Annotated in this window: 13 protein-coding genes and 1 tRNA gene; 7 read left to right on the top strand and 7 right to left on the bottom strand. The window is 64.2% G+C overall.

Annotation, left to right across the window (positions count from 1 at the left end):
• Positions 1-38 precede the first annotated feature (38 nt).
• On the top strand, positions 39-1,790 hold the full coding sequence (gene ggt, locus JQ566_RS14985) for a gamma-glutamyltransferase (RefSeq protein ID WP_212373059.1): 1,752 nt from the start codon (positions 39-41) through the stop codon (positions 1,788-1,790).
• A 30-nt stretch (positions 1,791-1,820) separates the two neighbouring features.
• Here the strand turns inward: ggt and JQ566_RS14980 are convergent, their stop codons facing one another.
• Complete coding sequence (locus JQ566_RS14980; protein ID WP_212373057.1) at positions 1,821-2,486, bottom strand: glutathione S-transferase family protein; 666 nt, start codon at positions 2,484-2,486, stop codon at positions 1,821-1,823.
• A 165-nt stretch (positions 2,487-2,651) separates the two neighbouring features.
• On the opposite strand from JQ566_RS14980, the gene JQ566_RS14975 reads away from it, so the two are divergent.
• The 4 genes from JQ566_RS14975 (at position 2,652) to panE (ending at position 6,410) form a co-directional block, all read left to right on the top strand.
• Positions 2,652-3,233 carry a DUF2239 family protein gene (locus tag JQ566_RS14975; RefSeq protein ID WP_434057819.1) on the top strand — a complete coding sequence of 194 codons (582 nt, stop codon included), beginning with the start codon at positions 2,652-2,654 and terminating at the stop codon, positions 3,231-3,233.
• An 88-nt stretch (positions 3,234-3,321) separates the two neighbouring features.
• On the top strand, positions 3,322-4,671 hold the full coding sequence (locus JQ566_RS14970; RefSeq protein ID WP_212373054.1) for an MATE family efflux transporter: 1,350 nt from the start codon (positions 3,322-3,324) through the stop codon (positions 4,669-4,671).
• Between the two features lie 90 nt (positions 4,672-4,761).
• The gene (locus tag JQ566_RS14965; RefSeq protein ID WP_212373052.1) at positions 4,762-5,370 is read left to right on the top strand and encodes a 2-hydroxychromene-2-carboxylate isomerase; all 609 of its coding nucleotides are present in this window, start codon (positions 4,762-4,764) and stop codon (positions 5,368-5,370) included.
• Positions 5,371-5,486: 116 nt separating this feature from the next.
• Entirely contained in the window at positions 5,487-6,410 is a 924-nt protein-coding gene (gene panE / locus JQ566_RS14960; RefSeq protein WP_212373050.1) for a 2-dehydropantoate 2-reductase, read from the top strand.
• Positions 6,411-6,610: 200 nt separating this feature from the next.
• Here panE and JQ566_RS14955 read toward each other — a convergent pair whose 3' ends face one another.
• The 6 genes from JQ566_RS14955 to JQ566_RS14930 all read right to left on the bottom strand — a co-directional run bounded on the left by JQ566_RS14955 (position 6,611) and on the right by JQ566_RS14930 (position 11,504).
• Positions 6,611-7,204, bottom strand: coding sequence for a c-type cytochrome (locus JQ566_RS14955; RefSeq protein WP_212373048.1), 594 nt, complete (start codon positions 7,202-7,204; stop codon positions 6,611-6,613).
• 211 nt (positions 7,205-7,415) lie between these two features.
• Positions 7,416-8,690: a PQQ-dependent sugar dehydrogenase gene (locus JQ566_RS14950; protein ID WP_212373046.1), complete on the bottom strand. Its 1,275-nt coding sequence runs from the start codon at positions 8,688-8,690 to the stop codon at positions 7,416-7,418.
• 381 nt (positions 8,691-9,071) lie between these two features.
• The gene (locus JQ566_RS14945) at positions 9,072-10,058 is read right to left on the bottom strand and encodes an NAD-dependent epimerase/dehydratase family protein (RefSeq protein WP_212373044.1); all 987 of its coding nucleotides are present in this window, start codon (positions 10,056-10,058) and stop codon (positions 9,072-9,074) included.
• Positions 10,059-10,159: 101 nt separating this feature from the next.
• Entirely contained in the window at positions 10,160-10,903 is a 744-nt protein-coding gene (locus tag JQ566_RS14940; protein ID WP_212373042.1) for a Fic/DOC family protein, read from the bottom strand.
• Positions 10,900-11,154 carry a hypothetical protein gene (locus JQ566_RS14935; RefSeq protein WP_212373040.1) on the bottom strand — a complete coding sequence of 85 codons (255 nt, stop codon included), beginning with the start codon at positions 11,152-11,154 and terminating at the stop codon, positions 10,900-10,902. The genes JQ566_RS14940 and JQ566_RS14935 overlap by 4 nt, the downstream gene beginning before the upstream one ends.
• A 275-nt stretch (positions 11,155-11,429) precedes the next feature.
• Positions 11,430-11,504 (bottom strand) — tRNA-Gly (locus tag JQ566_RS14930).
• A gap of 272 nt (positions 11,505-11,776) precedes the next feature.
• Between JQ566_RS14930 and trxA the strand changes: the two genes are divergently transcribed.
• Both trxA and JQ566_RS14920 read left to right on the top strand, forming a co-directional pair.
• The gene (gene trxA / locus JQ566_RS14925) at positions 11,777-12,700 is read left to right on the top strand and encodes a thioredoxin (protein ID WP_212373038.1); all 924 of its coding nucleotides are present in this window, start codon (positions 11,777-11,779) and stop codon (positions 12,698-12,700) included.
• Between the two features lie 85 nt (positions 12,701-12,785).
• Positions 12,786-13,463: an LON peptidase substrate-binding domain-containing protein gene (locus JQ566_RS14920; protein ID WP_212373036.1), complete on the top strand. Its 678-nt coding sequence runs from the start codon at positions 12,786-12,788 to the stop codon at positions 13,461-13,463.
• The last annotated feature ends 6 nt before the right edge of the window (positions 13,464-13,469 follow it).

Here is a 13,469-nt window from a genome sequence, read left to right as displayed (position 1 = left end):
GGCGTGTGAACTGGCCCTAGGCCGCGGCGGAAATTTTGATGATGTCATCATATTCGACACGGCGGACATTCTTCGCCTTCATAGCCACTCTGGCGTTTGGTCTCGCTCCCGCGGCCGCTCAGGATGCACGGCGGGGCTATGTCCCGCCCGCACGCGACATGGTGCGCGCCGTCGCCGCCGAGCACGGCATGGTGGTGGCGCAGGAGAAGATCTCCGCGCAGATCGGCGCCGACATCCTGCGGCGCGGCGGCAATGCGGTCGACGCTGCGGTCGCGACCGGCTTTGCGATGGCGGTGACCTACCCGCGTGCCGGCAATATCGGTGGCGGCGGCTTCATGGTGATTCATTCCGCCGATCGCAATGAAGACACCACGATCGACTACCGCGAGACCGCGCCGGCCGCGACCACACCGCAGATCTTCCTCGGCGCCGATGGCAAGCCTGACGCGACGAAGTCACGCGATTCCGCGCTTGGCATCGGCGTGCCCGGCACCGTCGCGGGTCTCGCGCTCGCACTGGACAAATACGGCTCGGGCGAGTTCACGCTGGCGCAACTGCTCGCGCCCGCCATTGCGCTCGCACGCGATGGCTTCATCGTCAGCGACGACATGGCCGATACGCTGCCTGCCTGGCACCGGCGGCTGGCACGCTGGCCTTCCTCGGCCAGGATCTTCTCGCGGCCTGATGGCACGCCGCTGGGCGAAGGCGACCGGCTGGTGCAGGGCGATCTCGCCGAGACGCTGTCCGCCGTCGCCGCACAGGGGCCGCGCGGCTTCTATGAGGGGCCGGTCGCGGAGAAACTCGCCAAGGCCGTGACCGACGCCGGCGGCATCATGACGCCGGCCGACCTCAAGACCTATCAGCCGATCATCCGCGCGCCGGTGCGCGGCACCTATCGCGGCTATGACATCGTCTCGATGCCGTTGCCATCGTCCGGCGGGGTGGTGCTGATCGAGACGCTGAACATTCTCGAAGACTTTCGTCTTGCCGATTTGAAGCAGGGATCGGTGGCGTCACTGCATCTCTTGATCGAGGCCATGAAGCGCGCCTATGCCGACCGCGCGCGCTATCTCGGCGATCCCGCCTTCGTCAATGCACCGATCGAGACCCTCGTCGCGAAGGACTACGCCGCCAAGCTGCGCGCGGGCATTTCTGCCGAACGCCCCACGCCCTCGAAGGAGCTCGTGTCCGCTTCTGCCACGCCGCGCGAGGGCAGCAACACCACGCATTTTTCCGTCGTCGATGCCCGCGGCAACGCCGTCAGCAACACTTACACGCTGAACTTCAGCTATGGCGTCGGGCTCGTCGCCGACGGCACCGGCGTGCTGCTCAACAACGAGCTCGACGATTTCACCGCGGCGGTCGGCGCTTCCAATGCCTATGGCCTCGTCGGCTTCGAGGCAAACCTGCCCGGACCGGGCAAACGGCCGCTCTCGTCGATGTCTCCGACCATCGTGCTGCGGGACGGCAAGCCGGTGCTGGTGACGGGCTCACCCGGCGGCAGCCGGATCATCTCGACTGTGCTCCAGGTGATCGTGAACGTCCTCGACTACAAGATGGATGTTGCGGCGGCCGTCGCAGCGCCGCGGCTGCATCATCAATGGTTGCCGGATGAGGTGCGCGTCGAGCGCGGCTTTCCCGACGACGTGCTGCTCGAGCTGAAGACGATGGGGCACCTCGTCGTCGAGCCGATGGGGCAGACATCCGCCAATTCGATTCTCGTGACGCCGAACGGACCGCTCGGCGCGGCCGATCCGCGCACACGCGGCGCGGAGGCGGCGGGGCAGTGACCTGCTCCCGGAATGACTGGGTATGGGACGTTACCGCCCGACCTGATACGGCCCGCCCCTCTCCAATGCGCGCGCATACGCAGGCCGCGCGTGGATGCGTTCGAGGAACGCCATCGCCTTGGGATGGCCCTGCTCGAGCCCGCCGCGCGCTTGGGCAGCTTCCAGCGGAAAGCTCATCTGGATATCGGCCGCGGTGAATTCGCTGCCGGCGAACCATTCGCTCTTGGCAAGCTCGCCTTCCCAATAGTCCATGTGCTGCTTGAGCTGCGGATTGACCAGCGCGGTCAGCGCCTGGTTGCAGACCTTGCGCACCAGCGGGCGCAGCAGTGCCGGCGCGCGCTTCGGCATCAGCGTGAACAGCAGCTTGAGCAGCAGCGGCTGCATCGCGGATCCTTCCGCATAGTGCAGCCAATAGGTGTAGCGCAGCCGCTCCGGCGCGTTCGGCGGCGGGATCAGCCGGCCGTTGCCATAGGTGGCGATGAGATACTCGATGATCGCGCCCGACTCGGCGATGGTGTTGCCGTTGTCGGTGATGACGGGCGACTTGCCGAGCGGATGGATGGCGCGCAGCTCCTTCGGCGCGCGCATGTCCGGCTGGCGCTGATAGCGCACGATCTCGTAGGGAACGCCCAGCTCCTCGAGCAGCCACAGCACGCGCTGCGAGCGGGAATTGTTGAGGTGGTGAACGGTCAGCATCGCGGGGTCCTCAAGGCTTGGGCGTGTCGATCAGCCGCGCCGTTCGTGCCAGCCCGGAAACACATTGTCGAGCCATCGCTGCGGATATTTTCACCCGGGTATATTGACACAGAGAATTTACCCGGGTATTAAGCTGCCAACACGATCAATATGGCAATGATTCCAATGCAAGGGACCTACACAGCCTTCGTCGGCCAGCGCCGGCTGGCCTCCGGCACGGCGGGCGATGTCGCGCTTGCCGTCAAGCGTGCCACGCAGCCGCTGGACCAGCCAATCATCATCTTCGACGACGGCACCGGGCGGTCGATCGATTTCGACCTGCGCGGCGATGATCGCGAGGTGCTGGCGCGGCTGGCGAAGCTTGCCCCGCCGCCGACCGAGGCGACCGAAGCACCCGCAGAGCCGCGCGGACGCGGCAGGCCGAAACTCGGCGTGGTCGCGCGCGAGGTGACCCTGCTGCCGCGGCACTGGGAGTGGCTCAACGCGCAGGCCGGCGGCGCCTCGGTCGCGCTGCGCAAGCTCGTCGACGAAGCCAGGCGCGCCAGCGGCGACAAGGATCGCGCGCGCCAGGCGCGCGATGCGGCCTATCACTTCATGTCGACCATGGCCGGCGATCTGCCGCAGTTCGAGGAAGCCTCGCGGGCCCTGTTCGCGGACGACCGGCGGCGCTTCAGCGGGCTGATCGCGGACTGGCCGACCGACATCCGCGACCACATCGTCAAGCTCGCCTACAGCGACCGCGCTTAAGCCGCGCACCGCTCTTCACAACCCCATCGACGGCCGAGCCGCGCCTTGCGCGGCAACGGCTTCGCACGCCCTGATGAAAGGCCAATCCATGTCCGCCGCAAAACCGCTCTGGACCACATTCCTCCGCTTCCTTGCTCCCCTGATGCTGAGCAACGCGCTGCAATCGCTGTTCGGCACCGTCAGCAACGTCTATCTCGGCCAGATGATCGGCGTCGACGCGCTCGCCGCGGTCTCGGCGTTCTTCCCGGTGATGTTCTTCCTGTTCGCCTTCGTCATGGGCCTGAGCACCGGTGCCACCGTGCTGATCGGCCAGGCCTTTGGCGCGGGCGACCACGGCCGGATCAAGATCATCGTGGGTACGACGCTCGCAGTCGGCCTGCTGCTGTCGACTTCGATCGCATTGATCGGCGGGCTCTTCAGCCGGCCATTGATGATAGCGCTCGCCACGCCCGCGGACATTCTCGATGAGGCCAGCGCCTATGCGCGCATCATGCTGCTGACCATGCCGCTCGGCTTCGTCTTCCTGCTGATGACGGCAATGATCCGCGGCGTCGGCGACGCAATGACGCCGCTGCTGGCGCTGGCGTTGTCGACGGCGATCGGCCTGATCCTGACGCCATTGCTGATCCGCGGCGCGTCCGGATTTCCGGCGGCCGGCATCACCAGCCCGGCATGGGCGGCTGCGATCTCGAACACGCTCACGCTGATCATGCTGGCCGTCTACCTGCTGCGGAAGAAGCATGCGCTCGCGCCGGACGCTGCATTGCTGGGTCATCTGCGCCTCAATCGCGCCGTGCTCGGAAAAATCCTCGGCATCGGCCTGCCGAGCGCGATCGGCATGATGGTGATGGCGATCGCCGAGCTGGTGCTGCTCGGCCTCGTCAACGGCTATGGCTCCGACGCCACGGCCGCATACGGCGCCGTCAACCAGGTGATGGGCTACACGCAGTTCACGGCGATGTCGATTTCGATCGCGGTCTCGATCCTCGGCGCGCAGGCTGTCGGCGGCGGCGACCGGGCGCGGCTCGACGGCATCGTGCGCACCGGCCTTGCGTTCAATCTCGTCCTGACCGGCGGGCTGGTGGCGCTGATTTACCTGGCACCGCGCGCCGTGCTCGGCATCTTCATCACCGAGGGCGCCGTGCTCGACCTGGCGAAAGGGCTGCTGCACATCGCCTTGTGGAGCTCGGTGCCGTTCGGCCTCGCCACGGTGTTTTCCGGTGCGATGCGCGCGGCCGGCGTCGCCTTCACACCGATGCTGCTGTCGATCTTCGCGATTGTCGCGATCGAGCTGCCGGCCGCGGTGATCCTGAGCCGCACGGTCGGCCTCGAGGGGGTATGGGCTGCCTACCCGATCGTGTTCTGCGCCATGTTCGTCTTGCAGATGGGCTATTACCTCCTGGTGTGGCGCAAGCGGGCGATCCGGCGCCTGACCTGACCCGCAATGTATTATGACCATCATTAAACGGTGGACCTGTGGCGCGGCCTACGCCACAATGGTCGAAAAGCGACGTCAGGGAGAATGATATTGACCCGCACCGCCCCGCAATTCCTGTTCGACTTCGGCAGCCCGAACGCCTATCTCAGCCATCTGGCGATTCCGGCGATCGAGCAGCGGATCGGCGTCAAGTTTGAATATGTGCCGATCCTGCTCGGCGGCATCTTCAAGTCGACCAACAACAAGTCGCCGGCCGAGACGCTGGCCGGCATCAAGAACAAGCGCGAATTCCAGCAGGTCGAAACCGAGCGCTTCATCAAGCGCTTCCATGTCCAGCCCTATGTCTGGAATCCGCATTTTCCCGTCAACACGCTGAATTTGATGCGCGCGGCAATCGCGGCGCAGCTCGAAGGAGTCTTCGAAAAATATGTCGAGGCCGCCTTCCATCACATGTGGCGCGAGCCGAAGAAGATGGACGATCCTGAAATCGCGGCAAAGGCGCTGGCGTCCTCCGGCCTCGATGCGAAAAAACTGTTCGCCCGTGCCGGGGAACCGGAGGTGAAGGGCAGGCTGATCAAGAACACCGAGGAGGCGGTCGCCCGAGGCGCCTTCGGCGCGCCGACCTTCTTCGTCGGCAACGAGATGTTCTTCGGCAAGGAGCAGCTTCGCGAGGTCGAAGAGATGATGAAGGGCGAGTAGGGAATGGCGAGTGGTGGAGACGTTACTCGCATTCCAGGGCGTGCTATCCTATTCGCTACTCCCTATTCGCCATTCGCCTTCTTTCTGAAGAACAACAACAATAACGGAGCTCTCTCATGCGTATCCTCGTGGTCGGCGCCGGCGCCATCGGCGGCTATTTTGGTGGCAGGCTGTTGCAGGCCGGCCGCGACGTCACTTTCCTGGTGCGGCCACGGCGCGCCAGCGAGCTCCAGAGCGCCGGCCTCGTCATCAAGAGCCCGAATGGCGACGTGACCTTGAAAAATCCGCCGACCGTGCAGGCGGGCGCGCTCAAGGACAAGTTCGACGTCGTGCTGCTCAGCTGCAAGGCGTTCGACCTCGAGGACGCCATCCAGTCGTTCGCCGCGGCGGTCGGGCCTAACACGACCATCATTCCGATGCTCAACGGCATGAAGCACCTCGACACGCTGGATAGCAAGTTCGGCAAGGACCGCGTGCTCGGCGGCCTCTGCGCCATCGCCGCGACACTGAACGAGAAGCGCGAGGTGGTGCAGCTCCAGCCGATGCAGTCGATCAATTACGGCGAGCGCGACGGCAAGATGTCGGACCGGGTGAAGGCGATCGACGAAGCCTTCAAGAGCGGCATCACTGGCGCCACCGCCAGCCAGAACATCATGCAGGACATGTGGGAGAAGTGGGTGTTCCTCTCCTCGCTCGCGGCATCGACCAGCCTGATGCGCGCCTCGGTCGGCAACATCCTTGCGGCTCCCGGCGGCCGGGATTTCCTGCTCGGCATGCTGGATGAGACCAGCGCGATCGCCACCGCGTCGGGCTATCCGCCGGGCGGGCCGTTCTTCGAGCGGGTGAAGGGCAACCTCACCACCGAGGGCTCGCCGATGACGGCCTCGATGTTCCGCGACATCAAGGCTGGCCTGCCGGTCGAAGCCGATCACGTCGTCGGCGATCTCATCGCGCGCGCCGATGCGGCCAAAGTGCCGGTGCCGAAGCTGCGCATCGCCTATACGCATCTGAAGGCGTATGAGAAGCAGCGGGCCGGGTAGCTCGCGCTCAACACACCGCTGTCGTCCCGGACAAGCGTAAGCGCCGATCCGGGACCCATAGCCACAGGGTGTGGTTATGAGGCGCGCCGGCAACTCCGAGTCTTCGCCAAACTTGATCCTGCGGTTATGGGTCCCGGATCTGCGCGCGCTTGGGGCGCGCTTGTCCGGGACGACGGTGGAGTTTGTGGCTACACCTTCCGCTACTGCAAATGCGCCAGATAGTGCGAGACGGCGGTGATTTCCTCGTCACTCATGTGATAGGCGACATCGGCCATCGCCGCGACGCCGCCGCCGACGCGCTGGCCGGCCTTGTAATCGTGCAGCGCCTTGACGAGGTATTCCTCGCGCTGGCCGGCGAGCCGCGCAACCGCCTTGGTGCCGGCATAGCTATCCGTATGGCACGAGGCGCAGCGGCGGCCGGCGGCAGCCTGCGCGCCCTTCTTCGACAGGTCAGGGTCCTTGTCCTCGGGTCCCTTCGGCGGCGTCAACGAGGCGAAGTAGGCGCCGAGATTGCGGATGTCCTCGTTGCTGATCTCCTCGACGATCGGCTGCATCTGGTCGTTCTTGCGCGAGCCGGCGCGGAAGAACACGAGCTGCCATTGCAGGAATTGATCGGGCTGGCCGGCGAGCGAGGGGACGTTCTCGGTCTGCGAAATGCCGTTCTCGCCGTGACAGCCGGAGCAAGCGGCGGCCTTCTCCCTGATCGCGGCATTGTCTGCCGCGCTTGCGGAACGTGCGCCGAGCGCCAGGAGCGCAACCACGGTGATTGCGTGCAAGATGAACTGCCGGCGCATGATTGGGATTCCGATCTATCTAGCTGGTCATTCCGAGGCGTGCGAAGCACGAGCTATGATGCGCAATTGCGCATCTGAGAATCCATAACCACGGATCGGGGTTATGAGTTCCGGACTTGCGCGCAAGTCGCGCAATCCGGAACGACAGTGAGTCAAACAGAAGAGGCTGCGGCAGCTGGCGGCCACCGCAACCTCTGTTCTACCCGCGCCGCTACTTCTTGCTGAAGCTGACGCGATAGATCGCGCCGGCCCAATCGTCGGCAACGAGGATCGATCCGTCCTTGGCGAGGATGATGTCGGCGGGACGGCCGAGATAACCCTGATCGCCCTCGAGCCAACCGGAGGCGAAGATCTCCTGCTTGGGGTTCTTGCCGTCGGGCCCGACGATCACGCGCATGATGCGGGCGCCCTGGTACTTGTGCCTGTTCCAGGAGCCGTGCTCGGCGATCAGGATGTTGTTCTTGTACTCGGCGGGGAACTGATCGCCGGTGTAGAACTTCATGCCGAGCGGAGCGACGTGGGCACCGAGGTTCAGCACGGGCGGCGTGAACTCGGAGCATTTGTGACCCATCGCGAACTTGTCGTCAGGCAGATTGCCCTGGTGGCAATAGGGATAGCCGAAATGCTCGCCCATCTTGCTGATCATGTTCAGCTTGTCCGACGGCAGATCGTCGCTGACCCAGTCGCGCGCATTCTCGGTGAACCAGTATTTGCCGGTGCGCGGATCGACGTCGCCGCCGACCGAGTTGCGGACGCCGAGCGCATAAATCTCGGCGTTGCCGGTCTTGGGATCGACGCGCCGGATCTGCGACACGCTGGTCGGCGGGATGCCGATGTTAAAGGGCGGTCCGAACGGAATGTAGAACCAGCCTTCCTTGTCGACCGCGATGTACTTCCAGCCATGCGCGGCATAGGACGGCATGTCGTCATAGACGACCTTGCCCTGGCCGAGATTGTCGAGATTGGCTTCGGCGTTGTCGTAGCGGATCAGCTTGTCGACGGCGATGACGTAGAGCGCGCCATCCTTGAAGGCGAGGCCGGTGGGCATGTTCAGCCCCTTGAGGACGGTCTTGACCTCCTTCTTTCCGTTGTTGTCCTTGATGGCATAGACGTTGCCGAGGCCGAACGAGCCGACGAACAGCGTGCCCTTGTCGCCCCAGGCCATCTGCCGCGCGGCCAGCACGCCCGAGGCGTAGACCTCGATCTTGAAGCCCGGCGGCAGCTTGATCTTCTTGACGATGTTGGCGAGCTCGGCGTCGGAGGCGCCGGTCGGCGGACCCGAGGGCGGCGCAAGGCCCTTCTGCGCCTCGGTCTCGTCGCCGAGGAACCAATCGTCCGGCGGATGGGTCCAGAACTCCTTGGTGCCGGATTCGTATTTCTTCAGCGTCTTGTTCTTGTCCTGCTGTTGCGCGTTGCCCGCGCTGGTCCCCGCGAGAAGGGCCACAGCCGCAAGCGCCAACACGGATCGATGGAACATCGATGTCATCGCGTCACTCCCCTAAGGCAGCCGTCAGGGCTGCGATTTATTTTGTTTTGCTAGTCGAGAGGCGAAGGTTTGAGTCCGTCGGGACGACAGACGCAAAAAGGTTAGCATATCTGCCAACAGTGAGAAGCGCGCTGGGTGCAGCGCGGCCGCGCTCGTCAAAAATTGAGACGGAATGTCAATGAAGGGACGAACGCTGCGACGACGACGCTCTCGCTGCAACGCGGAATCCAATTCTCGCGTGGATCGGTTTCTGTCGGCACGAGGGGTGGACATACAAAAGTGCGAAAACAACCCCATGCACAGTAGAACGCCCCAGGCTGGCCCGCTCCCGGTGACACCGGGCAGACATTTGAAGCGTCGAGCAAAATAGCAATCGCGGCGCTACGAGGCGACGGGGTAGGGCCCATCGTCGAACACCGTGTCATGATAGCCTTTCGATCCGATCTCGCGTGCCAGCGTGCTGCGAAAATCGCGGTCATCTCGCAGGCTGCGCAGCACATGCGCGAAGTCGAATTCGGGCCGCCAGCCGAGCTCCCGCCGCGCGCGCTCGTTGACATAGACGCGGTCGATCGCGGGGAAGAGGCGCCAGCCGCGCGCCGCATAGAGCTGCGCACACTCCGGATAGAGCGCGCGCACGACACTGGCGGCATCGCGCGCGAGCGCGGCGAGATGACGTTGCTCGAACGGGCTCGTGGCCGAGACGATGTAGCGGGCGAACCCGATTCCGGGCGCGCGCTCGACGGCGAGCAGATGCGCGCTCACCGCATCCGCGATATCCAGCCGGCGATAGAGCAGCTCGTTGGCCTGCGCGTTGTCCAGCGGATAGGCCGACCGCATCGCCGGATCGTCGTCGTCCTCCGGAAAGAAGCGCGAGGTCCGCAGGATGACGACCGGCAGGGCGCGCTCGCGAAAGAACAGCTCGCAGAGGTTCTCGGCCATCAGCTTGGTGGTGCCGTAGATGTTCTTCGGCACCGGCGGCAGCTCCTCGGCGACCCACACGGCCGCCTGCCCCGCCTCCGGGCGCAGCTGCGAGCCGAACGCGCTGGTGGTGCTGGTGAAGACGAAGCTCTTCACGCCGGCCGCCGCGGCCGCCTCGAGCAGGTTGAGCGTGCCGGTGACATTGGTGTCGACGAAGTCTTGCTTGCCGTGGGTCGCCACATGCGGCTTGTGCAGCGTCGCCGTGTGAATCACGGCCGTGACACCGTGCATCTGGCGCCGGACGAAATCGGGATCGACGATCGAGCCGACGGCATCGGTAAAGGGGGAGGGCTTCAGATCAAGCCCGCGGGCAGGCGACCCGCGCCCACGGAGCGTCCGCAGAATGGCCTCCCCGAGGTGACCCGCGCTGCCGGTGACCAGGATTGTCATTGCAAACCTAATACAGCGGCGAGCGGCACAGAGAACCACGCTCCGTTCCGATGGATGCTGCGGTCGCGCCTCTGCAAATCAATGCCGACGCTGCTGTTGGGTTAGCCGCTTTTCTGCGCATCACCTTGCCCGCCCTTGCGCTTTGCTTCTTGCGCTTCATATTGCGCCTTGAGCGTTGGATTGCTCGTCTCGCCTGCGACCGTGTCCGCGTTGCCGCCGTCCAACCCCGGCGCGGCCTTGATCGCGTCCGCAATGTCTTTCACCTCCGAGCCTGTGCGGATAAATGGCTTGAGGTGAGCGTCAAGTTTGCCCTTGCTCGGCTCTTCAAGTTCCTGCGTCAGTGCGGCGAGATATTGGTCTTTGTCCGTGGCGCCCCAGTCAATGCCGATGTTTGCCCGGCGCGCAAGTTCGGCATGAACCAGCATGATAGTGCGGCCATTGCCGTCAAGGAAAGGGTGGCCATAGGCAAGATAGCCCATCACTTCGCCGGGCTTTTCCGCCATGAACGCCTTGTCTTGTCCCTTTTCCAGCGCGTAGTCGATAGTTCTGCGGATGTCATTGGGGTGGGCGAAGATGACAGAGCCCTTCTTCACAAAAACATGGGACGCGTTCGCATGGCGATCCTCTCCAGCCCATGGGAACACACCTTCAAAGAGCGTTTTGTGCGTTTTTAGAACGTCGTCGTAGCTCAGCGAAGGCCGCGCCGTGAGATGATCCAAGGCTGCGTCGATGCCGGTCAGGAAAGAATTGTGCAGGAGGCGCTGAACGATTCCGGGATCTTTGGCCTTCGCGACGTTGCGCAAATAGCCGCGCGTCGCAAAGTCCCCGAATGGATCAAACGTCACGGACGGCTTTCGCGAAGATAGCGTGCCTGAAGGCGTACGGCCTGAACACGATCCAAAATCCCGGCGCGCTGGAGCGCGACGATGGTATTCTCGATAGGATCGAAGTTCACGTCATCGCCGGAGAGCCGTGTCACGTGATGGGCAAAGACGTCGTTCGAGGTCACGACCACCGCCACGTTGTTCGCGGCCGCTAACCGCTGGATTACACCAGCAGTATACCGGGCCTTGGTCGCGGAACGTTGGGCGGACATGGATGCTCCTGCCCCTAGAATATAGTGCCCGAAGGCCTGAAAATCCATTGAGTTGCAGCCTTCGAGGCCCTTGCGAGCCCGTAGGCCCCTGAAGACCCTCGAACTTGCTACCAACCTTCGTCCGAGGCAGCTGGGAAAGCGTACATGGCAAAACGCCGTTCGAGATGACGCAAGCCTGACAGCGGCTTGCACTTCCTCATTCGGAATATCTGACGATTTTCATACAGCCCTCCCGGGAATGGAGAGCACTTCACAATACCAGCCTTGGGAAAAACTGGAGCGGGCGAAGGGGCTCGAACCCTCGACCCCGACCTTGGCAAGGTCGTGCTCTACCACTGAGCTACACCCGCATCCTGTGTCGGTCGCGTGACGCGCCGGCAACGGCTGTCGTATGCCAAAAGCGGGAGGGGAATGCAACAGCTACCGGCGGCATAGATTTGCAATTGAGGGCCCTATATGGACCCCGAACGTGGCCAAATCGACCGGAAAAGCCCCGGAACCGGCGAATCGGGGCGCCTGGATTGAAATTCGGCCCATTCGGCCCAATTTAGGAGCCGACAACAAGCATATGATGCGGCGGCGTGCTAAAGAGCGGCCATTCCAGACATGACGAGGGGATCCCGTGACGATCATCGACCAGGGTAACGGAGCGGCGGGCCCGGCTGCGGCCGACCTGATCAAGGACACCACCACCCAGACCTTCGTGAAGGACGTCATCGAGGAATCGAAGCGCCAGCCGGTGCTGATCGATTTCTGGGCGGAGTGGTGCGGCCCCTGCAAGCAGCTCACCCCCGTGCTGGAGAAGGCGGTGAAGGCGGCCAAGGGCAAGGTCAAGCTGGTCAAGATGAACATCGACCAGCATCCGGCGATCCCCGGCCAGATGGGCATCCAGTCGATCCCCGCCGTGATCGCCTTCGTCAACGGCCAGCCGGCCGACGGTTTCATGGGTGCGGTGCCGGAGAGCCAGGTCAATGCCTTCATCGAGCGGCTGACCAAGGGCGTCACCGCGCCGGGCGAGGTCAACGTCGCCGAGATCGTGCAGGAGGCCGAAACGGTGCTCGCCGAGGGCGACACGGCGGCGGCGGCGCAGATCTATGCCGAGGCGCTCCAGCATGATTCGACCAATATCGCGGCGCTTGCGGGCCTTGCGAAGTGCTACGCCGTCTCCGGCGCGATGGAGCAGGCCAAGCAGACGCTGGCCATGGTGCCGGAATCCAAACGCAACGACCCGGCCGTGAAGGCCGTGCAGACCGCGATCGATCTCGCCGAGCAGGCGAAATCGCTTGGACCGGTCGCCGAACTGGAACAGAAAGTCGCCGCAAACCCGCTCGATCATCAGGCCCGATTCGACCTCGCCACCGCGCTCAACGCGCAAGGCAATCGCGCGGCTGCGACCGAGCAGCTGCTCGAGATCGTCAAGCGCGACCGCAAATGGAACGACGAGGGCGCCCGCAAGCAGCTGGTGCAGTTCTTCGAGGCCTGGGGCGGCACGGATGATGCAACCGTCGAGGGACGCAAGCGTTTGTCGACGATCCTGTTTTCGTAAGGCCCTCTTTTGAGCATGATCTGTTCGGAAAACCGCTCGACACTTTTCCGGATCATGCGCTAGCAACGCCAGGGGGACCGGGCAGATGCCGATCAACATCGAATATCGCGGGCCCGCCGACCTCCCGGAGATCGTCCCGGTATTTCCGCTGCCGGGCGCGCTGCTGCTGCCCCGCGGCCAGATGCCGCTCAACATCTTCGAGCCGCGCTACCTCGCGATGGTCGACGATTCCTTCCGCGACGGCCATCGCCTGATCGGCATGATCCAGCCCGACGTGGCGCACTCGCCGAAGAATTCCGACAAGCCGGCGCTGTTCCGCGTCGGCTGCGTCGGCCGCATCACCCAGCTCGCCGAATCCGGCGACGGCCGCTACATCCTCGAGCTCACCGGCGTTGCGCGCTTCAAGGTGGTCGAGGAGCTCGAGGTGCTCACCGCCTACCGGCAGTGCAAGGTGGATTTCTTCGCCTTCGTCGACGACTTTACCGCGCGCATGGGCGAGGACAAGGTCGATCGCGAAGCGCTGCTGGCCGTGCTCGCCGACTTCCTGAAGGCCAACAATCTCAAGGTCGACTGGGAAGGCGTCGAGAGCGCGCCCAATGAGGCGCTCGTCAACGCGCTGGCGATGATGTCGCCCTATGGCCCCGCGGAGAAGCAGGCGATGCTGGAGGCGCCCGACTTGAAGACCCGCGCCGAGATCCTGATCGCCGTCACCGAGATGGACCTCGCCAAGAAGCGCACCAGCGGCGATCCGCCGCTGCAGTGAGGGTCT

Source organism: Bradyrhizobium sp. SZCCT0231 (assembly GCF_018130245.1).
Lineage (GTDB): Bacteria > Pseudomonadota > Alphaproteobacteria > Rhizobiales > Xanthobacteraceae > Bradyrhizobium > Bradyrhizobium japonicum_F.
Note: the sequence above shows the minus strand (reverse complement) of the source record. Positions and strands in the feature narration are given on the sequence as shown.